Origin of the sequence: Terrihabitans soli, from assembly GCF_014191545.1 — a bacterium.
In the GTDB taxonomy this organism is placed as follows: Bacteria; Pseudomonadota; Alphaproteobacteria; order Rhizobiales; family Methylopilaceae; genus Flaviflagellibacter; species Flaviflagellibacter soli.
In genome coordinates, this window is sequence record NZ_AP023361.1 from 1204293 (window position 1) to 1223101 (window position 18809).

The following is an 18809-nucleotide window of genomic DNA, read 5'->3' on the forward strand; positions in this document are numbered from 1 at the left end:
GTTCCGGTCAACGACGACCGCACCCGACAGGAGTTTTTATGTCCTCTTCGCGCCTCGTAACCCTCATTCCCGGCGACGGAATCGGCCCCGAAATCACCGATGCCGTGACCGCAATTCTCAAGGCGGCGGGGGCGCCCTTCACCTGGGACGTGCAGCTCGGCGGCGTTGCAGCGATGGACAAGTATGGCGAGCCGATGCCGCAGGCGACGATCGACAGCATCCGCAAGAACGGGCTTGCGCTCAAGGGTCCGCTGGCAACGCCCATCGGCACCGGCTTCCGTTCGGTCAACGTGGCGCTGCGCGCCGAGTTCGGCCTCTACGCCAATGTCCGTCCGGCACGCACGCTCGTTCCCGGCCGCTTCGAGAATGTCGATATCATCCTGCTGCGCGAAAACCTCGAAGGCTTTTATGTCGGCCTCGAACATTATGTCCGCGTCGGCGATGACCCGCACGGCATGGCGATTGCCCAGGGCATCAACACCAAAGAGGGCGCCCGCCGCATCATCAAATACGCCTTCGAACTCGCGGTGAAGCAGGGCCGCAAGAAGGTCACCGTCGTGCACAAGGCGAACATCCTGAAAATGCTGACCGGCATTTTCCTCGAGACCGCGCGCGAAGTGGCCAAGGACTATGAAGGCCGCGTTGCGTGGGACGATCGCATCGTCGATGCCGCCGCCATGCTGCTCGTGCAGGATCCGACCAAGTTCGACGTCATCGTCACGACCAATATGTTCGGCGACATTCTCTCCGATCTCATCGCCGGCCTCGTCGGCGGTCTCGGCCTCGCGCCGGGCGGCAATATCGGCAAGGACGCGGCGATCTTTGAAGCCGTACACGGCTCGGCGCCGGACATCGCCGGCAAGGGCATTGCCAATCCGACGGCCATGCTGCTCGCGGGCGCCATGATGCTCGATCATATCGGCGACCAGGCCACCGGCGACCGCGTGCGCAATGCGGTGCTGGCGACGCTGAAGTCCGGTGTGAAGACGGGCGATCTCGGCGGCAAGGCGACGACCAAGGAATATGCCGACGCGGTCATCGCGGCGCTGAAGTAGTCCGATCCATCGCGCCGAAATTCAAAGCCCGCCCGGTTCGCCGCGGCGGGCTTTGTTGTGGGGGAAGGGCTTCCTTAAGGTTGTACCCGATAAGGATGAACGCTGAGGGTCACCTTCCGAGGACTTAGGACCGTGACGCGGATTTTTACTCTTTCCAGAACCCTCCTCTCGCGTGCGCGGCGCATTGCGCTTGGGTTTGGCGTACTGCTGCCCCGAAAATGTCGTGAAGTAGCGGTCCTGACGGCACTCTGTATCACGCTGCCATTCGCGATTGCGAAAGCAGACTTCGTGCCGGGGCGAGGCTCTGGCCCCATGTATTATTTCTCAACGGATCAGGCACCCGTCCGAGTAAAGCTCTTCAACCAAAAGCTCGGGAAGGTCGGCATCGCGAATGTCCCTCGCGCTTATATCGTCTGGTTAAGTGACCGGCTGGCATCGGATGGACCGTTGCCGAACGAGATCGACGCCGATCAATTCGATATCATGTTCACGGATCGAGGTGAGCCGTGGACTGTCGCCGTCTCCAAACTGGCGAACGATAACAAAATCAGCATTACCGATGCAGGCGCAAGTCTGCGCCCGTCGATGATCTGGGCGATAATACGTACAACATCAAAGCCGGGCCGGATGGCGAAAATGGCGGCAGGGGACAAGGCGCGATACACGCCGCAAAGCGCATCCGCATACGGTCTGACCATGTATCGCAATGGCGGTTCTTCGTTTGAATATTACTTCGGCGAACCAGGGGACGCTTTCTCCTCGGTGCGATGTGCCGGGCCGCAATCAAATAAAATTCTTTGCGGGTTCGCAGTCGATATAACGAGCGATGTCGATGCCGAAGTTCTCTTTTCCGATTTTCGCGTTCACGGCGGGCGCGACTGGGCCAACGAACGGGTTCGTTTCGCCAAGCGCGAAATCTGCAGCCTTTTAGGCCGTTGCTAGCATCTACAGGGGATCGCTGAGACCATACAGATCACGAAGGTGCGGACGCGGTCATCAAGGCGCTGAAGTAACGCCTCGGAATCAGGCGGGGACGTAGGTCAGTCTGATCACGTCCTCGCCCATCGCATCATTCGCAACAAGGCGAAGCTTCGGCCGCGGCCCGGCAAAATAGGGCTTGCCCTGGCCGAGCACGACCGGGTGCAGATAGATCCGGTACTCATCGATCAGGTTCAGCTCGGTGAGGCTCTTCGCAAGATTGGGACCTGCGATCTCGATCTCGCCGCTCTGTTCGGCCTTCAGCTTTTTCAGCGCGGTTTCAAGATCGCCGCTAATCAGCGTCGCATTCGGGCCGACCTCTGTCAGCGTGCGCGAGACGACCCATTTTGGCCGACGCCGCCACGCGACCGCAAACGCGCGCTCATCGTCGTCCCAGTCGGGATGTTCGTCGTCCCAGTAGCGCATGATCTCATACATCACGCGGCCGTAGACGCTGCCGGTCTGAGCCTCGGCCTCTTTGACGAAATGACGGAACAGCGTCGCGTCCGGCGCAAACCCCGTATGATCGACATAGCCGTCGAGCGACTGGTTCATGCCGAAGACGAACTTCGCCACGCTATTTCGTCTCCGACGACCACGGGAAGTTCACATAGCGGTCGCGCGTGTCGTAACAGATATTGCCGTAGAATTTGAGGTAGGCATCGCGGCGCTTCTCGTCCTTGTAGACGGCGCCGGGATCCGAGAGATCGGCGCGGTAGCTGCCGAGATTGTCTTTCGTCAGCGCGACCGGCAGGACATCCATCGCCTGCGGCACGCTTTTGCCCTCCAGCCAGTCGGCGGCATGCTGGCCCATCGCATAGCCGAAGATCGGCGAAGCCAGGCTGACGCTGACCTTGTAGGGACTGCCGTCCTTTTCGATCTCGCCGACCGCGCCCGGCTCGCCATCGATGCCGCCGAGAAACTGATCGGGCCGCGCTTTGCCCTCGGCGCGCAAGGCCGACAGCGCGCCGAGCACGACGGTGTCCGCGCCGAGCACGACATCCACATTCGGATGCGCCTGAAGGATTGTCTTCATTGTCGCAAAGCCTCCTTCCATATCGACGGTCAGCGGCGAGATGTCGGCGACGATCGTCACCTCCGGCATGGTTTCGAGAACATCGCGCATGGCGGTGAAGCGCGGCGCGACGAATTCGAGGCTGTCATGCGTGAGAAGCACAACGCTCGCCTTCTTGAAATGCGCGCGGATATAGGCGGCCGCTTCATCGGCCAGAGTCTTGCCGGTGAGATATTGCGGCGCGTTGAGAAGCGAGGTTGCCGGCGGCGCAACAATGCTGCTGACATAGCCGCCCGCCCACATCTGTTCCTGCAGCGATCCGGCAAGGGAAGGACTATCGACGGGCGCGGCGACTACGGCGCCGAAATTCGCCGTACGGAAGGCCCGCACATGTTCGGCATTTTTCGCCGCATCGTTGTTTGCGACATCGACACGGTAGTCGAGCCCGCGATCGGACGCCGCCTTGCGCAGGCCGAAATCGACGCCGTCCATGAAATCGCGGTCATTGTCCTTGGCAAAACCCAGCGCCTTGTTGAGGCCGGGCGGCGGCGTGCAGGCCGGCGCCGAGGCATCGAAGGCGGGAAAGACGGTCTGCGCTGTAATGCCGGCCGGGCGCTCCTGCGCCAGCGCAGGCCATGCGAGGAGACACAGCGCGATCAGGGAAATGTTCTTCATGCGGATGCACCTTCGCCCAGCTGGCGCGGCAAAGTGATGACGAATGTCGTGCCCTGATTGAGGATCGAGCGCAGCGCGATCTCGCCCCCGAGATTGCGGATCACGTTGCGCACATGCGCAAGGCCGACGCCTTCGCCCGGCGCGTCCTGCATGCCGGACCTCCGGAAGAGTTCGAACACGCGCTCATGATCCTGCTCGGCGATGCCGCGCCCGTTGTCCTCGATCTCGATCTCGACTCTGTCGCCGGGCACGAGCTTGGCGCGGATGGCGATGCGCAGCGGCCGGTCTTTGGCGCGATACTTCACGGCATTGTCGAGAAGATTGCCGAACACCTGTTCGAGCGACAGCCGGTCGGAGGTGATGGCCGGCACGTCGAGCGCCAGAGAGATCGTGCCTTGCGCCTCGTCGATCTGATGGCGGATGGCGGCGGCGGTCATGCCGGCAAGCTCGGCGAGATCGATTTTTTCCGCCGTCAATGCGCGGCGGCCCTCGCGCGACAGTTTGAGGATGGCGCTCAGGAGCTGATCCATTTTGGAGCTCGACGAGCGGATGAATTTGATCGCTTCGGGCATTTCGGACACGGCGATGCGTGCCTGCGCCAGCACAGGCTCGCTCGGCGATCCGCTCGTATCGCTCAGCGGCTGCAGTTCGCGGACGCCCGCTTCGAGCTCGCTGGTAAAGCCCATAATATTGACGAGCGGGGCTCTGAGATCGTGCGAGACGACATGGGCGAAGCGCCGGATCTCGTCATTGGCGCGGGCGAGATCTGCGGTGCGTGCCTCGACCCGGCGCTCGAGCGTTGCGTTCAGCGCCGTCACTTCGTCGCGCGCCCGCTGCAGATCGCGCGTATAGCGTATGGCAACGAAAGCCGCGGCGCCGAGAACGAGCACGATGACGACGGCGCCGGCGATGGAGATGGTCCGCAGCCAGTAGATATTGGCGCGCTGCTGCTCGGCATCGCGCGTCAGCTTCTCATCGGTGTCGAGGATGATGCCGGAAATAAAGACATTCGCCTCGTCCATCAGCGCCTTGCCGCGGTTCGTGCGGACAACGGCGACGGCTTCGTCGTCGCGGCGCTCGCGCTTCAGCTGGATGACGCTGTCGAGCTCTTCGAATTTCTCGCGCACCAGCACGGTCAGGCGCTGCACGGAGACCGGCACCTCGCCTTTGATGGAGAGCAGTCCGTTCAGCGCCGTCATCTGCCGCCCGGCGCGGTTTTTCGCCGTACCGTAGGGCGCCAGATAGATCTGGTTGCCGGTAATGATAAAGCCGCGTTGCGCGGTTTCGGCCGATTGCATGGCGCTGCGCAGCTCCGCCGCGGCAATACGGACATCGCGCGCCTTGGAGAAGGCTTCGAAATGGCGGCTCGACTGAGCCGCAAGCCAGATCGTCGTGCCGACAACGCCGAGAAGAACGAGCATGCCGATCGCGACCAGCGCGACCGTCGAGCGGACAAAGACCTGCCTGCGCTTCAAAGCGCGCGTCCGGGGCAAAAGTGCGGGCAGGGCAGGCGCATGGGGCGGAGGGTTTCAGTCCGGAGTAGAAGCCGAGAAACTAGGGCAGGCGCCGGCAAAAGCCCGGCCGGCGGGTAATTTATTCAGGCAGGACCGCAAAGTATAGGTTGAGTATGGGAGAAGCTTCGCCTGCCTCATACCCCGGCCTTCGCCGCTTTCCGTTTGCCCTGCGGGGCGGCGGAGCGGCGGATTTCGTCGACAAAGGTCTGGATGAGGGGCTGGCGCCGCTGCGAGGTCTGCACGGCGATGAAGTGCTGCGACGCGAAGTTATAAATGTCCGTCTTCAGCGCCCGCATCTGTCCCTTGCGCACCCAGTCCTCGGCGATGTGGCAGGGCAGAAAGCCGATGAACTGGCCCGACAGCACCATCATCACCTGGGCTTCCATATGCATCACCGTCCCCGCGGGGCGGGGGTGGTTGGCGCGGTAAAGATCGTCGAAATGCAGATAGCCGCGGACGGAGAAGGAGCTCTCCTCGATTTCGCTGCGGGTGATCTCATTGTCGGTGCGGCCGAACAGTTCGTGGTCGCGGCCGCAATAAAGGGCATGCGGCTCCCGGTAGAAGCCGTAATAGGTGACGCCGGGGGATTTCTGCGACATCGGCCCGAGAACGACATCGCGCGTGCCCTCCGTCACCGAGCGTTCCAGCTCGGCCGGGACGCCCAAAGTCAGGTCCACAAACACATCCGGGGCATAGGCGCGGAAGCGCCCGAGGACGGACTGGAGCCCAAGAATTGGGCTTGAGACGGTGCCGTCCACAACGCCGATGCGCAGCCGCCCCTTCAGCTTGCCGCGGTTGCGGCCGATGCGGTTTTCGAAATTGTCGATATCGGCAAAGAGCTGCCGGGCGGATGAGTAGACCGCCTCGCCGAACTCGGTCAGCCGGAAGCCCCGCCGCCCCCTGTCGCACAGGGTTTCGCCGAGTTTTCGTTCCAGGGCAGTGAGATGGGTCGACAGGGTCGACTGGGAGAGATTGAGGGCGATCTGGGCATGGGCAAAGCCGCCGGAATCCACCAGGGTGACGAAAACACGTAAAAGTCGCAGGTCGATATTGTCGAGGCGGCGCATAGTCCCCTCACTTCAGCAGTTTTCGATGTATCTTTCCAGTAAATCCAATTTCCATCGATGCTAAACTGGTAAATCCTCAGTGCCGTCTTCAATAGGAGAACGCCATGTCCCGCTTTCTGCTTGCCGCCGGCCTGGCTGCGCTGACCGCCATGCCCGCGGTCGCAGCCGATAAAATTCGTGTCCTGTCCCCGACATGGCCGGGGTTCGCGCCGGTTCTGGTCGCGATCGACAAGGGCTATTTCAAGGAACTGGGGCTCGAGGTTGAGCTCAAATTCGAGGACGACCGTTCGAACGTCATGGCCGCCTATGCGCGCGGCGACATCGAAGCGGATATGCGCACCGTCGGCGAGCATCAGGGCCGCCCGCGCGATGAGAAGACGCCCGGCGTCATCATCGGCACGATCGACAAATCGGTCGGCGGCGACGGCGTTGTGGCCGATGGCTCCATTGGCTCGGCGGCCGATCTGAAGGGCAAGACGATTGCGGTCGAGCCGAACATTCCGGCGCGCCTTCTTCTGCAGCTCGAACTCAAGAAAGCCGGGTTGACGCTGAAGGATCTCAAGGTGAAGGAAATCGCGACGGCCGACTCGGTCGCCGTGTTTGCCGACAGCTCCATTGCCGCGGTCGGCACCTATGAGCCCTTCCAGTCGCAGGCGATCACCGCCAATGCCGGACGCAAGGGCAAGGTTCTGGTTTCGTCGAAGGACAGCGACATCATCATCGACGTCATTACGGCGCGTCAGGACGATCTGAAGGCCAATCCGCAGAAATATACGAACTTCCTGAAGGGCATCTACAAGGCGATTGATTTCTACAAGACCAATCCCGATGAGTTCGTCAAACTCACCGCGCCGCACTACAATCTGACCGAGGCCGAGGTGAAGGATACGCTCACCAGCATCGGCTATATCGATCTTGCGGCGTCGAAGGAGCTCATCGGCACCAAGGACAAGCCGGGCACGCTGTACGGCATCTTCGATACGGTCATGGCGCTCAATCTCGAAAATGGCGCGGCCGACAACAAGCTGAACGCTGCAACGCAGATCGATCCCGGTCCGATCTCCGCTATCAAGTAAACGACGCAAACAGGCTTCCAAGCCGAAAAGCGAGTGATTTGAGATGCGAGCCCCGGATATCAACCCCGTCCCCGCTGAAAAGAAACAGCGGGCACGGCTGTGGCAGTTCCGGGGCTCGCTCTCATCTCGCGCCGAAATCGCTTTCGGTGTCGGCGGCACGCTCGTCCTTCTTCTGATCTGGGAATTGGTCGCGCGCAGCGGCTTTGCCAATCCGACCTTCCTGCCGGCGCCGACCCGCGTGCTCAGCGCCATGGGCATGATGATCACCGATCAGAAACTGCTCTGGCATGCCGGCATTTCTACCATGCGCGTCTGGGCGGCCTTCATTCTCGCCGCCGTCATGGCGATCCCGATCGGCATTCTGATGTCGAGCTACCGCCCCGTCGGCGCTTCGCTCGAACCGGTCATCGATTTCATCCGCTATCTGCCGGTGCCGGCGCTTGTGCCGCTGTCGATCATCTGGTTCGGCGTCGGCGAAAGCACCAAGATCTATCTTCTCTGGCTCGGCACCTTCTTCCAGCTTGTCCTGCTTGTGGCCGACGACATGCGCCGCGTGCCGCAGGAATATGTCGAGATCGCCTCGACGCTCGGCGCAAAGCCGCGGCAGATTTTGAAGGATGTCGCCTTCCGCGCCATGCTGCCCGGCCTTGTCGATAATCTGCGCATCACGCTCGGCTGGTGCTGGACCTATCTCATCATCGCCGAAATCGTCGCCGCCGACAGCGGCATTGGCTTCGTCATCTGGACGGCGCGCCGCTACATGAAAACGCCGGAAGTCATGGCCGGCGTCGTGATGATCGGTCTGATCGGCCTTCTCACCGATCAGATCCTGCGCGCCATTCACCGCCGCGCCTTCCGGTATCTCTAGAGGCCGCGATGAACAGCTCCTATCTCGCCTTCGACCGTGTGACGAAAGTGTTCGGCGACATTCAGGTTGTCGCGCCGCATTTCGATCTCAATGTCGAGCGCAACGAGTTCGTCGTTTTCCTCGGGCCGTCGGGCTGCGGGAAGACCACGCTGATGCGCATGGTCGGCGGCCTCGACACGCCCTCGGGCGGCGAAATCCTCATCGAGGGCAAACCGGTCGGCGCGCCGGACCGCCGCCGCGGCATGGTCTTCCAGTCCTATTCGTCCTTCCCCTGGCTCACCGTCGCGCAGAATGTCGATTTCGGCATGCGCTATCGCGACGATTTGTCGGAAGACGAAAAGCTCGCGCGCCGCGATCACTATCTCGATCTTGTCGGTCTGTATGAATTCGCCGACGCGTTTCCGAACCGCGTCTCCGGCGGCATGCGCCAGCGCGTGGCGATTGCCCGCACGCTCGCCGCGGGGTCGGAAGTTCTTCTGATGGACGAGCCGTTCGGCGCGCTCGACGCCCAGCGCCGCGAGCGCCTGCAGCTTGAATTGCGCGCCATCCAGAAGCGGGATGCCAAGACCATCATCTTCGTCACCCATGATGTCGAAGAAGCGGTGTTCCTTGCCGACCGCGTCGTCGTGTTCTCCAAGCGTCCGGCGCGCGTCATCGCCGATATCGACATCACCGAACGCCTCGGCGCCGACCGGCCGCTCGAACTGCGCGATGGCGTCAAATTCTTCGAATTGCGCAACGAGCTGCTGCGCCTGTTGCGCCATGCCGGAGGCGGCCACGAATGACACTCGGTCTCGAAGGCAAACGCGTTCTGATCACGGGCGCGAGCCGCGGCATCGGCTATGGCATTGCCGAAGCGTTCATCGCCGCCGGCTGCAAGGTCCAGATCGCCGCCGAAGGAGAGGATGTGTTCGCGGCCGCCAAGAAACTCGGCATTACCGGCCACCGGGCCGACATCTCGCGCAGCGGCGATGTTAACGGCATGATCCAGAGCGCCGGCCAGATCGATGTTCTGATCAACAATGCCGGCCTTGAACTCGTGACGCCGCTCGATGATGGAAGCGAAAGCAATGAAGCGAATTTCCGCCTGATCATCGACATCAATATCACCGGCACTTTCCTGGTGACGCGCGCGGCATTGCCGGGTCTGAAGCCGGGCGCTGCGATCATCAACACGGCGTCCGTTTGGGGTCGTGTCGGTGAGCCTTTATTCTCGGCCTATGTGGCGTCGAAACACGCCATCATCGGCATGACCAAGACCTGGGCGAAAGAGCTCGGCCCGCGCGGCATCCGCGTCAACTCCGTCAATCCCGGCTGGGTCCGCACCATCGCGAGCATGCGCTCGCTTGGCAAGATGGCCGAACGCACCGGCCGTAAGGAGGATGAGCTTTTAGCCTCCATTACCGGCGTGCAGGCGCTGCCGGGCCTGATGGACCCGAAAGACATTGCCGGCGCCTATCTGTTCCTCGCATCCGATCTTGCCGCCAATATCACGGGCCAGAGTCTTGGCGCCGATCGCGGAGAAGTTCCTTGGTAAAGACACTCGACGGCAAACGCGCGCTTGTGACGGGCGCGGCCAGCGGCATCGGCAAAGCCGGGCTCGAAGCGCTGCGCAATGCGGGCGCGCGGACCTTCGGCCTCGACAAGCAGAAGGGCGAGGGCGATTGGGTCATCGCCGATCTGACCGATGAGAGCGCCATCATTGCCGCCGTTGCGGACGCGGTCGGCAAGCTCGGCGGCCTCGACATTCTCGTGAACTGCGCCGGCATCGAAATCGATGCGCCGCTCAGCAAGGTCGATATCGCTGAAGTCGACAAGATGTATGCGGTGAATGTCCGCGCGCCGTTCATCGTCACGCGCGAGGCGCTCAAGGCCATGAAGCCCGGCGCCCGCATCGTCAATATCGCCTCGGAGCTTGCCTATCTCGGCCGCCAGGGCGCCTCGGGCTATTGCGCGACCAAAGGTGCGATGGTCTCGCTGACGCGCTCCTGGGCGCGCGAGCTTGCGCCGGACATTCTTGTGAATGCCGTCGCGCCCGGTCCGATCGATACGCCGCTGCTCGGCTTCGAGAAAATGAGTGCCGAACAAAAGGCGCTGGAAAGCGCCAATCCGATGGGCCGCATCGGCCGTCCGGAAGAGGTCGCCGCGGCGATCGTCTTCCTGGCCTCGCCGGCGGCGAGCTTCACAACGGGACAATGCCTGAGCGTCGATGGCGGCGCCGCTATGCACTGAGGAATACAAAAAATGGCTGACAGCGTTTTCATGGCGGAACTGACCTGGCCCGCATTCGAAGCCAAGGTGAAGGCCAATGTGCCGGTCTTCTTCCCGCTCGGCACGACCGAACAGCACGGCCCGCATATGGCGATGAATGTCGACGTCGTTCTGCCGACGGCCGTGTGCGAGCGCGTCGCGAAGAATGTCGGCGGCCTTGTCGTGCCGACCATTCCCTACGGGTATAAATCCATGCCGCGCTCGGGCGGCGGCGAGGGCTTCCCCGGCACGACCAGCCTGGATGCCAATACATTCTCGCTCGTCGTCCGCGATGTCATCCGTTCGCTCGGCGTCAAGGGCGTGCGCCGCCTCGTCGTCGTTAACGGCCATTTCGAAAATTGCTGGCCGTCTGTCGAAGGCGTCGATCTCGGTCTGCGCGAGCTTGCGCGCGACGGCATCAAGGACATGCAGGTGATGCGTCTCGAATATTGGGATTTCGTCAAGCGCGCGACGCTCGACCGTCTGTTCCCGGACGGCTTTCCCGGCACCGAACTCGAACATGCGAGCCTTCTCGAAACCTCGCTGATGCTTCTCCTGCGTCCCGAACTCGTCGACATGTCGAAAGTGCCGGACGACGGCCCGGCGAAGTTCCCGACCTATGACCGCTATCCGACGCCGAAAGGCTTCGGCCCGGCCTCGGGCGTTCTCGCGCGCGCCGATGGTTCTACGGCGGAAAAGGGCGAATGGCTGATGAGTGATCATGTCGAACTCATCACCCAGGCGGTGAAGAAGGAATTCGGCCTGTGACATCGGGGAATTTCTTTCAGCCTCTGGATTCCGGCACCGTTCCGCGCTTCGCCGGCATCCCGACTTTCATGCGGCTGCCGCAGGCGGAGCCGGAAGAGGTCGATATTGCGCTGATCGGTGTTCCGTTTGACGGCGGCACGACCAACCGGCCGGGAGCCCGCCATGGTCCGCGCGAGCTGCGCAACCAGTCGAGCCTTGTCCGCCGCGTGCATCATGTCACCGGCATCTCGCCGTTCGATCTTGTGCGCGTTGCGGACTGCGGCGATGTCGCGACCAATCCCTTCGATCTCGACGACAGCCTGAAGCGGATTTCGGATTTCTACGCGCGGGTGAAGAAAGCCGGCGCCGTGCCGTTGACGGCGGGCGGCGATCATCTGATCTCGCTGCCGATCCTGCGTGGCCTCGCCTCGGACGGGCCGCTCGGCATGATCCATTTCGATGCGCATACCGACACCTATGACAGCTTCTTCGGCACGAGCCGCTACAATCACGGAACGCCGTTCCGCCGGGCCATCGAAGAAGGCCTTCTCGATCCCAAACGCGTCGTGCAGATCGGCCTGCGCGGCGCGATCTCCGATGCGTCCAATTACGATTGGGCGAAAGAGCAGGGGATACGCCTCGTCTTCATCGAAGAGTTGACCGAGCGCGGCGTTGCCAGCGTGATGGACGAGGCGAAAAAGATCGTCGGTGCAAAGCCGATCTATGTGTCCTTCGATATCGACGTCATCGATCCGAGCTTTGCGCCCGGCACCGGCACGCCGGAAATCGGCGGCGTCACGACGCGCGAGGCGCAGGCGCTGGTGCGTGCGCTCAGCGGCCTCAAGATTTCAGGCGCCGATCTTGTCGAAGTCTCACCGCCCTTCGATCAGGGAGGCATCACCGCCATTACCGGCGCCACCATGATGTTCGAACTGCTCTGCGTTCTCGCCGAAGGGAAGGCGAAAAGATGAGCCATGGTTACGAGACCGGGCGTCTCGATCTTCCTTTTGTCGGCCATTGCACCTTTGGCAAACGGCCGGTCTGCACCGATCTCGACAGGATCGATGCCGATGTCGCCGTGCTCGGCATTCCCTACGATATGGGCACGCAATACCGCTCGGGCGCGCGTTTTGGCCCGCGCGCTATCCGTGAAGCTTCGACTTTGTTCTCCTTCGGTCATGGCGGCGCCTACGACCACGAAGACGATCTCGTCTATCTGCCGATGGACAAGGTACGGATCGTTGATGTCGGCGATGTCGATATGGTTCATACCGACACGGTGAAAAGCCACGCCAATGCGGAAGCGGCGGTGCGCAAGATCATCAAAAGCGGCGCGCTGCCGGTTATGCTTGGCGGCGATCATGCGGTGAACATTCCCTGCATCCGCGCCTTCAGCGACGAAGAGCCGATCCATATCGTCCAGATCGATGCGCATCTCGATTTCGTCGATGTGCGCCACGGCGTAACCGAAGGCCATGGCAATCCGATGCGCCGCGCCGCCGAACAGAAGCACGTGACCGGCATCACCCAGATCGGCATCCGCAATGTCTCCTCGACGGCGCGCGAGGGCTATGAAGATGCGCGCGCGCGCGGCTCGAAGATTTTGTCGGTGCGCCAGGCGCGCAAGCTCGGTGCCGCGGGCGTCCTCGAACAGATCCCGGCCGGCGCGCGCTATTATGTGACCATCGATATCGACGGGTTCGATCCGTCGATCGCGCCGGGCACCGGCACGCCGAGCCATGGCGGCTTTCTCTATTACGAGGTGATGGAAGTGCTGCAGGGTCTTGTGAAGCGCGGCAAGGTGGTCGGCGTCGATCTCGTCGAGGTCGCGCCGGCTTACGATCCTTCCGGAATCACCGGTTTTCTCGCAGCCCAGGTTCTTCTGAACTTCCTCGGCTATATCTTCGCCGCGCGTCAAAGCTGATGAGCTGGATCTATCTGATCCTGGCCGGCCTTGTCGAAATCGGCTGGCCGGTGGGTTTGAAAATGGCGCAGGAGCCCGGCGGGCGTCTCGCTGGCATCGCCATTGCGGTTTTGTTTCTGATGGCCAGCGGCACGCTGCTCTGGCTTGCGCAGAAGGAAATCCCTATCGGCACGGCCTATGCCGTGTGGACGGGCATCGGCGCGGCGGGAACCTTCATCCTCGGCATTCTCGTCTATGGCGATCCGGTTTCGCTCGCGCGCTATCTCGGTGTCGCGATGATCATCGGCGGCGTGATTACGCTGCGGCTTGCGAACTGATCTTAGTCCGGGCGCGACAGCCGGGGCGAAAGCCGTGCCTGCTGCGCCTGTGCGATGTGATGGCGCGCCGCGGCCTCTGCCGCATCCGGGTCGCGTGCCTTGATGGCCTTCAGAATCTCGACATGTTCGAGATAGGCCGCTTTTGAGCGGTCGGCGATCTCGTAGGTCGTTCCCGGCAGGAGAGACAGAGCGACGTCGAGTTCGTCGAGCGTCCTGACCAGAAAGCTGTTGTGAGCCGCGTCGCGGATGGCGCGGTGCAGATGGCGGTTTATCTTGGCGCGCCCTTTCGGATCGGGCTCCTCGCCGAACGCCATGACCCGGCTCTCGATGGCGAAGATGTCGGCGTCGGAGGCGTGCTGGGCGGCAAAGCGCGCAGCCGAGCCTTCAAGGATCTGCCGCACCGTATAAAGCTCGACGACTTCAAGCGGTGACAGCGTCCGGACGGCGAGGCCGCCATGCGCGACTTCCAGGAGGCCGCGCGAATGCAGGCGTCCGATGGCGTCGCGGGCAGGGGTGCGGCTGACACCGAAGGCCTCCGCGATATCGCGGTCGCGGATACGCTGCCCGGGGACATATTTTCCCTCGCGAAGTCCCGAGATCAGGGCGCTGAAAATCTGTTCGACACGGGAGGACGAGTCCGTCTCGATCTCGCTTGCCGTTTCCTTCGTCATCTCTTCTCTCCCGCACCCCGGCCGTTCAGCGCCGAACGGCTTTCAAGAATCCGTGGGCCGCCGCCCTGATCTTAGAACTCCCGCCGTGATTTGGAGAATAGCGGCGAAGCATCTGCTGACAAGTCTGTTGACAATCCTGTTAGTCATTATCAGGATCACGGTCGGATGGGTGCGCGGTCGGCGCGACGTCCAATTCGAGATGAGACCCAGCAATCGGACGAGCCGGCTCGTTCCGAGCCGGACGAGTGCGCCGTTTTTCCGGGCCGGACAGTGCAGTTTTAGTGACAGGACAAAGTTCGATGGATTCCGAAGCAAGGCGACCTTCTTCTCTCCAGACGCTCCAGGATTTCGTGACAGCCGCGCGGGCTGCACTGTCGGATGAGATTTGGGACTACCTGATCGGCGGCAGCGAAACCGAGACGACGGTGTGCCGGAACCGCCAGGCCATCGAGTCCCTCGCGTTTCGTCCCCGGGTTCTGAGACGTGTCGACAAGATCGACACCGGCGCGGATTTCCTCGGCAAGCCGGTCACGATGCCGGTGTTTCTCGCGCCGGTCGGCTCGATCGGCTCATTCTGGGAGAACGCGCCCGACGCGCTCGGAAGAGCCGCCACCGATTTCGGTGTTCCGGTCTTCGGCAGCGCCGTGAAAGCCGAGATGCTCGATGCGATCGCCGCTGCGGCATCGGGGCCGAAAGTCTTTCAGATTTACACGCGCGGCGACCGCGCCTGGATCGACGGGAACATCGAGCGCGTGGCGGCCGCCGGTTACGACGCCTGCGCCATCACCGTCGATAACGCCGTCACCTCGCGCCGCGAACGCGACATGCTCAAAGGGTTTGAAAAGCCGTGGCGCAAAGCGGCCACCGGCATGAACCATCAGGCCGCGTTCGATTGGGACGATGTCAAATATCTGCGCGACAAGCATGCGATCAAGCTCATCATCAAGGGCATCAACACCGCGGAAGATGCGGCGAAGGCCTGCGAGATCGGCGTCGATGTCGTGCACATCTCCAATCATGGCGGCCGGCAGCTCGATTCCGGGCGCGGCACGCTCAAGGCTCTTCCGGAAGTCGTCGCTGCGGTGAAGGGCCGGGCGAAGATCTTCATCGACGGCGGCTTCTGCCGCGGCACCGATATCGTCAAGGCTCTGATCCTCGGCGCCGACATGGTCGGCATCGGACGTATGTATCTGTATGGGCTCGCGACCGACGGATATGACGGGGTCACGTCCGTCCTGAATATTCTTGAAAACGAGATCGCTACCTGCATGGCGCTTCTCGGAGCGGCGCGGCTCTCCGACCTTGACGGCAGCCTTCTGGAAGCAGCGGTGCCTGTCTATCCGTCGCATGTGCACAGCGCCTTTCCGCTGCTGTCCCATTACCAGCCGAAATAGTGCTTGAGCCGAGTGCCTCAAAAAGAAGGCACCGGATTTTGTTGGAAACGTAACAACAAAGGGGAAACGAACAATGACCAGGAAATCATCGGATATATCGCGGCGTACCGCTCTGTCGCTGCTTGCGGGAGCGTCCGCAGCCGCGTCGATGGGGGTGTCGAAATCCGCCTTCGCCCAGGCGCCGTTCGACCTCGCCGGCAAGGAAGTGAACTTGATGATTCCGTTCGGCCCCGGCGGCGGGTCGAACTTCCATGGCCGGCTCTATGCCGCGGCCCTTGAGCAGACTTTGCCCGGCAAGCCGCGCATCGTCGCCAAGAATGTCGATGGCGGCGGCTCGATCCGCGGCACCAACGAATTCGACAAGAACGCCGAGGCCGACGGGCTGTGGATTCTCGAGATTTCGGGCTCGACGCTCGTCAACTCGATCTTCAAGGACCCGTCGATCAACTACAATCTCGTCGACTACGAAGCGTTTTTGTCGTCGCCGTCGGGGTCCATCGTCTTCGGCCGCTCCGATCATGCGGGCGGGCTGAGCGAGGATCCGGTAGCCAACGTCAAGAAATTCATCGCGACGCCGCCGACCATCGCCGTCCAGACGATCACCTCGTCGGATATCGGCATGCTGCTGAGCTACGATCTTCTCGGCATCAAGCCGAAAGTGATCTGGGGCATCGGTCTCGGAGAGTCGCGCGCCGGCATCGAGCGCAACGAATTCCAGATGCGTCACGATACGACGGCCTCGTTCGCCGAAGAGGTGAAGCCTCTGGTCGAAGCCGGCAAGGTCAAGCTCCTCTTTGCGATGGGCTTCGAGCAGGGCGGAAAGATCGTCCGCGATCCGAACGTTCCCGATACGCCGCATTTCCTCGAAATGTACGAAGCCGTTCACGGCAAGAAGCTGTCGGGTCTCGAATACGATGTGTGGAAGTCGCTGTTCGACACCCGCGTGATGGGCGGCAAGATGCTGCTTCTCCCGCCCAAAACGCCGGCTCACATCATCGAGGCCTATTCGAAAGCGACCGCCGAAGGGCTCAAGCTGCCGAGCATGACCGACGACAAGGCAAAGCTCATCATCGGCAACTATCCCCAGTCCGTCGGTGCGGACGCCAAGCGCATTCTGACGAGCGCGCTGACGATCAAGCCCGAGCATATGCAGTGGCTCCGCGAATGGGCGGCCAAAACGCATAACCAGACCATCCGGGGCTAACGCAAAACCGGACCAGAGACTGAGCGGAGATTGATTTCATATGACTGCAGACGGATCTGCATCTGCGCCCTGGCATTCGGTCCTTCACCGGGCCATGCGTGATAACGACATTCAGTTGGTCACTTATGTGCCCGACACCGTTCTCACGCCCTTGTTCAAATGCCTCGGTGAAGACAATGCCGTGAACATGATGGTGACCACTCGTGAAGAGGAGGCCATCGGCATTGCCGCAGGTGCGTGGATGGGCGGTGTCAAGTCGGCCGTACTGATGCAGACGTCGGGTTTTGCGACGCTGCCGAATGTTCTGGCCTCGCTGACGGTGCCTTTCCAGATTCCGACTGTGCTCATCGTTTCGGAACGCGGAACGCTCGGTGAATTCAATCTCGGCCAGTCTCTGGTCTGCCGGACGATGCGGCCTTTGCTGCAATCGCTCGGCATCGAGCACCACACCATCTCGCGATTGGACGAGGCCTATTTCATCGCCAATCAGTCGATACGTCAGGCGATCATGACGCAGGCGCCGACCTGCCTGATCCTGTCGCCGCTCCTGACCGGCGGAAAGGCCGCGTGAATCCGATGGCCCATCCGAAAGTCATGAACCGTGCCGATCTGACGCGGCGGCTCGTCGCCAAACTCAAAAACGACGAAGCCGTTGTCGCCGGCATCGGCTTTTCCAATTTCGATCTCTGGGGTGCGGGAAACCGACCGCAGAATTTCTACATGCTCGGCAGCATGGGGCTGGCTTATTCGATTGCGCTCGGCGTCGCGCTGGCCCAGCCCAAACGAACGGTCATTGCGCTGGAAGGGGACGGCTCTCTCCTGATGCAGCTCGGTGCGCTCTCGACCGTCGCCGAGCAAAATCCTCCAAATCTCAAACTGATCTTGTGGGACAACGGCGCTTATCAGATCACCGGCGGTCAGCCGGCGAGCTCCGCCACCACCGCTGATCTTGTCGAGATCGCCCGCGGCTCGGGTCTTGCGCGTTCGGACTGGGCCAAGGACGAGAGTCATTTCGAACAGCTGGTCGATGCGGCGCTGATAACGCCGGGTCCCGCTTTTATCGGCGTGAAGATCGACAATGCGCGTCCCGAAAAACAAACGCCGCGCGATCCTGTGCAGATCCGCGAGCGGTTCATGCGCGGCATCGGCGTCCGCAGCGAGCCCGTCCCGTGATCTGGTCCGACCGGCGCAGGCGTTTCCGGGCGGTGCTGGATGGCACGGGCTGCGTCATGCCGGCCTCGGTCTTCGATCCGGTCTCGGCGCGCATTGCCGAGCAGTTGGGCTATGAGTTCGCCATTCTCGGCGGTTCGGTCGCATCGCACGCGATCCTTGGCGCGCCGGATCTTCTTCTCGTCACCGCAAGCGAGCTGGCCGAGCAGTGCCGGCGCATCAATCGTGCCGCCGAGATTCCCTTGCTCGTCGATGCCGATCACGGGTTCGGCAATGCGCTGAACGCCGCGCGCACGGCGCAGGAGCTGGAAATGGCCGGCGTATCGGCGATCACGATCGAAGATACCGCGCTGCCTGTGCCCTATGGCGGTTATCGCGGTTCGCGCCTGATCTCGCTGGACGAGGCTGTCGGCAAGCTCAACGCGGTGATCGGCGCGCGCCACGATCCTGATTTTTCGGTCATTGCGCGGACGACCTATTTCGGCGGCGACCGCACGGACATGATTGATCGCCTGCGCGCCTATGAGGCGTGCGGGGTCGATGCTCTGTTCATCAGCGGCCTGTCGACCCGGGACGATCTAGACACCGTTGCGGCGTCCGTGCGGCTTCCGTTCATTCTTGGGCGGCTGCCGCCCGATCTGGCGGACACATCCTATCTCACGACGCGGCGGGTGCGTGCCGGCCTGAACGGACACAGGACGTTTCTTGTCGCCGCCCAGGCGATCTATGAGGCGCTTGCCGCCGAGCGCGATCCGCACAGCCATGCCGCCCGTCCGGCGATGGACAAAACGCTGTTCGATATCCTGATGCGCGGCGATGAACACCGGCAGCTGTCCCGCAAAGCGCTCGGTCTCAGCCGCGAGACCGCCGAATGACAAAATGGC

The 18809-nt window shown here is 62.2% G+C and carries 21 protein-coding genes; 16 read left to right on the top strand and 5 right to left on the bottom strand.

The window, feature by feature from the left end; all coding sequences use genetic code 11:
- Nucleotides 1-38 precede the first annotated feature (38 nt).
- Entirely contained in the window at nucleotides 39-1055 is a 1017-nt protein-coding gene (locus IZ6_RS06295) for an isocitrate/isopropylmalate dehydrogenase family protein (protein WP_222877147.1), read from the top strand.
- Between the two features lie 132 nt (nucleotides 1056-1187).
- Entirely contained in the window at nucleotides 1188-1997 is an 810-nt protein-coding gene (locus IZ6_RS06300) for a hypothetical protein (RefSeq protein ID WP_222877148.1), read from the top strand.
- Between the two features lie 81 nt (nucleotides 1998-2078).
- Here IZ6_RS06300 and IZ6_RS06305 read toward each other — a convergent pair whose 3' ends face one another.
- From IZ6_RS06305 to IZ6_RS06320, 4 genes are all read right to left on the bottom strand, one after another.
- A complete protein-coding gene (locus tag IZ6_RS06305) occupies nucleotides 2079-2609 on the bottom strand; it encodes a dihydrofolate reductase family protein (RefSeq protein ID WP_222877149.1) in 531 nt (176 codons plus the stop codon).
- A 1-nt stretch (nucleotide 2610) separates the two neighbouring features.
- Nucleotides 2611-3723 (bottom strand): sugar ABC transporter substrate-binding protein, encoded by a 1113-nt coding sequence (locus IZ6_RS06310; protein ID WP_222877150.1) that lies wholly within the window; start codon nucleotides 3721-3723, stop codon nucleotides 2611-2613.
- The gene (locus IZ6_RS06315; protein ID WP_225874023.1) at nucleotides 3720-5198 is read right to left on the bottom strand and encodes a sensor histidine kinase; all 1479 of its coding nucleotides are present in this window, start codon (nucleotides 5196-5198) and stop codon (nucleotides 3720-3722) included. The genes IZ6_RS06310 and IZ6_RS06315 overlap by 4 nt, the downstream gene beginning before the upstream one ends.
- A gap of 173 nt (nucleotides 5199-5371) precedes the next feature.
- A complete protein-coding gene (locus IZ6_RS06320) occupies nucleotides 5372-6304 on the bottom strand; it encodes a LysR family transcriptional regulator (protein ID WP_222877151.1) in 933 nt (310 codons plus the stop codon).
- Nucleotides 6305-6408: 104 nt separating this feature from the next.
- Here IZ6_RS06320 and IZ6_RS06325 point away from each other — a divergent pair, with 104 nt between their 5' ends.
- From IZ6_RS06325 to IZ6_RS06365, 9 genes are all read left to right on the top strand, one after another.
- On the top strand, nucleotides 6409-7380 hold the full coding sequence (locus tag IZ6_RS06325; RefSeq protein ID WP_222877152.1) for an ABC transporter substrate-binding protein: 972 nt from the start codon (nucleotides 6409-6411) through the stop codon (nucleotides 7378-7380).
- A gap of 43 nt (nucleotides 7381-7423) precedes the next feature.
- Nucleotides 7424-8248 (top strand): ABC transporter permease, encoded by an 825-nt coding sequence (locus IZ6_RS06330; RefSeq protein ID WP_222877153.1) that lies wholly within the window; start codon nucleotides 7424-7426, stop codon nucleotides 8246-8248.
- Nucleotides 8249-8256: 8 nt separating this feature from the next.
- Complete coding sequence (locus IZ6_RS06335) at nucleotides 8257-9033, top strand: ABC transporter ATP-binding protein (protein ID WP_222877154.1); 777 nt, start codon at nucleotides 8257-8259, stop codon at nucleotides 9031-9033.
- Nucleotides 9030-9785: an SDR family NAD(P)-dependent oxidoreductase gene (locus IZ6_RS06340; RefSeq protein WP_222877155.1), complete on the top strand. Its 756-nt coding sequence runs from the start codon at nucleotides 9030-9032 to the stop codon at nucleotides 9783-9785. The genes IZ6_RS06335 and IZ6_RS06340 overlap by 4 nt, the downstream gene beginning before the upstream one ends.
- Nucleotides 9779-10480, top strand: a complete 702-nt coding sequence (locus tag IZ6_RS06345) for an SDR family NAD(P)-dependent oxidoreductase (RefSeq protein WP_222877156.1) — start codon at nucleotides 9779-9781, stop codon at nucleotides 10478-10480. Before IZ6_RS06340 ends, IZ6_RS06345 begins: the two co-directional genes overlap by 7 nt.
- A 12-nt stretch (nucleotides 10481-10492) precedes the next feature.
- The gene (locus tag IZ6_RS06350) at nucleotides 10493-11266 is read left to right on the top strand and encodes a creatininase (protein ID WP_222877157.1); all 774 of its coding nucleotides are present in this window, start codon (nucleotides 10493-10495) and stop codon (nucleotides 11264-11266) included.
- A 68-nt stretch (nucleotides 11267-11334) separates the two neighbouring features.
- Nucleotides 11335-12216: an agmatinase gene (gene speB, locus IZ6_RS06355; RefSeq protein WP_222877559.1), complete on the top strand. Its 882-nt coding sequence runs from the start codon at nucleotides 11335-11337 to the stop codon at nucleotides 12214-12216.
- Nucleotides 12213-13169, top strand: coding sequence for an agmatinase (gene speB, locus IZ6_RS06360; protein ID WP_222877158.1), 957 nt, complete (start codon nucleotides 12213-12215; stop codon nucleotides 13167-13169). Before speB (IZ6_RS06355) ends, speB (IZ6_RS06360) begins: the two co-directional genes overlap by 4 nt.
- On the top strand, nucleotides 13169-13486 hold the full coding sequence (locus IZ6_RS06365) for a DMT family transporter (RefSeq protein ID WP_222877159.1): 318 nt from the start codon (nucleotides 13169-13171) through the stop codon (nucleotides 13484-13486). The genes speB (IZ6_RS06360) and IZ6_RS06365 overlap by 1 nt, the downstream gene beginning before the upstream one ends.
- A gap of 2 nt (nucleotides 13487-13488) precedes the next feature.
- On the opposite strand, the gene IZ6_RS06370 is transcribed toward IZ6_RS06365, so the two are convergent.
- Nucleotides 13489-14157 carry a GntR family transcriptional regulator gene (locus IZ6_RS06370; RefSeq protein WP_222877160.1) on the bottom strand — a complete coding sequence of 223 codons (669 nt, stop codon included), beginning with the start codon at nucleotides 14155-14157 and terminating at the stop codon, nucleotides 13489-13491.
- A gap of 350 nt (nucleotides 14158-14507) precedes the next feature.
- Here IZ6_RS06370 and IZ6_RS06375 point away from each other — a divergent pair, with 350 nt between their 5' ends.
- The 5 genes from IZ6_RS06375 to IZ6_RS06395 all read left to right on the top strand — a co-directional run bounded on the left by IZ6_RS06375 (nucleotide 14508) and on the right by IZ6_RS06395 (nucleotide 18800).
- Nucleotides 14508-15551, top strand: coding sequence for an alpha-hydroxy acid oxidase (locus IZ6_RS06375; RefSeq protein ID WP_222877161.1), 1044 nt, complete (start codon nucleotides 14508-14510; stop codon nucleotides 15549-15551).
- Between the two features lie 73 nt (nucleotides 15552-15624).
- On the top strand, nucleotides 15625-16755 hold the full coding sequence (locus tag IZ6_RS06380; RefSeq protein WP_222877162.1) for a type 2 periplasmic-binding domain-containing protein: 1131 nt from the start codon (nucleotides 15625-15627) through the stop codon (nucleotides 16753-16755).
- A gap of 94 nt (nucleotides 16756-16849) precedes the next feature.
- A complete protein-coding gene (locus tag IZ6_RS06385; protein ID WP_225874024.1) occupies nucleotides 16850-17326 on the top strand; it encodes a decarboxylase in 477 nt (158 codons plus the stop codon).
- A 5-nt stretch (nucleotides 17327-17331) separates the two neighbouring features.
- On the top strand, nucleotides 17332-17928 hold the full coding sequence (locus IZ6_RS06390) for a thiamine pyrophosphate-dependent enzyme (RefSeq protein WP_222877164.1): 597 nt from the start codon (nucleotides 17332-17334) through the stop codon (nucleotides 17926-17928).
- Nucleotides 17925-18800, top strand: coding sequence for an isocitrate lyase/PEP mutase family protein (locus IZ6_RS06395; protein ID WP_222877165.1), 876 nt, complete (start codon nucleotides 17925-17927; stop codon nucleotides 18798-18800). The genes IZ6_RS06390 and IZ6_RS06395 overlap by 4 nt, the downstream gene beginning before the upstream one ends.
- Nucleotides 18801-18809 lie beyond the last annotated feature (9 nt).

Excerpts from the sequence above, each read along its gene's own strand:
- IZ6_RS06365 (WP_222877159.1), top strand. The coding sequence starts at position 13,169 with ATGAGCTGGATCTATCTGATCCTGGCCGGCCTTGTCGAAATCGGCTGG.
- IZ6_RS06325 (WP_222877152.1), top strand. The coding sequence starts at position 6,409 with ATGTCCCGCTTTCTGCTTGCCGCCGGCCTGGCTGCGCTGACCGCCATG.
- IZ6_RS06380 (WP_222877162.1), top strand. The coding sequence starts at position 15,625 with ATGACCAGGAAATCATCGGATATATCGCGGCGTACCGCTCTGTCGCTG.
- speB (WP_222877158.1), top strand. The coding sequence starts at position 12,213 with ATGAGCCATGGTTACGAGACCGGGCGTCTCGATCTTCCTTTTGTCGGC.
- speB (WP_222877559.1), top strand. The coding sequence starts at position 11,335 with ATGCGGCTGCCGCAGGCGGAGCCGGAAGAGGTCGATATTGCGCTGATC.
- IZ6_RS06320 (WP_222877151.1), bottom strand. The coding sequence starts at position 6,304 with ATGCGCCGCCTCGACAATATCGACCTGCGACTTTTACGTGTTTTCGTC.
- IZ6_RS06385 (WP_225874024.1), top strand. The coding sequence starts at position 16,850 with ATGCGTGATAACGACATTCAGTTGGTCACTTATGTGCCCGACACCGTT.
- IZ6_RS06330 (WP_222877153.1), top strand. The coding sequence starts at position 7,424 with ATGCGAGCCCCGGATATCAACCCCGTCCCCGCTGAAAAGAAACAGCGG.
- IZ6_RS06370 (WP_222877160.1), bottom strand. The coding sequence starts at position 14,157 with ATGACGAAGGAAACGGCAAGCGAGATCGAGACGGACTCGTCCTCCCGT.
- IZ6_RS06390 (WP_222877164.1), top strand. The coding sequence starts at position 17,332 with ATGGCCCATCCGAAAGTCATGAACCGTGCCGATCTGACGCGGCGGCTC.
- IZ6_RS06295 (WP_222877147.1), top strand. The coding sequence starts at position 39 with ATGTCCTCTTCGCGCCTCGTAACCCTCATTCCCGGCGACGGAATCGGC.
- IZ6_RS06350 (WP_222877157.1), top strand. The coding sequence starts at position 10,493 with ATGGCTGACAGCGTTTTCATGGCGGAACTGACCTGGCCCGCATTCGAA.
- IZ6_RS06310 (WP_222877150.1), bottom strand. The coding sequence starts at position 3,723 with ATGAAGAACATTTCCCTGATCGCGCTGTGTCTCCTCGCATGGCCTGCG.
- IZ6_RS06340 (WP_222877155.1), top strand. The coding sequence starts at position 9,030 with ATGACACTCGGTCTCGAAGGCAAACGCGTTCTGATCACGGGCGCGAGC.
- IZ6_RS06335 (WP_222877154.1), top strand. The coding sequence starts at position 8,257 with ATGAACAGCTCCTATCTCGCCTTCGACCGTGTGACGAAAGTGTTCGGC.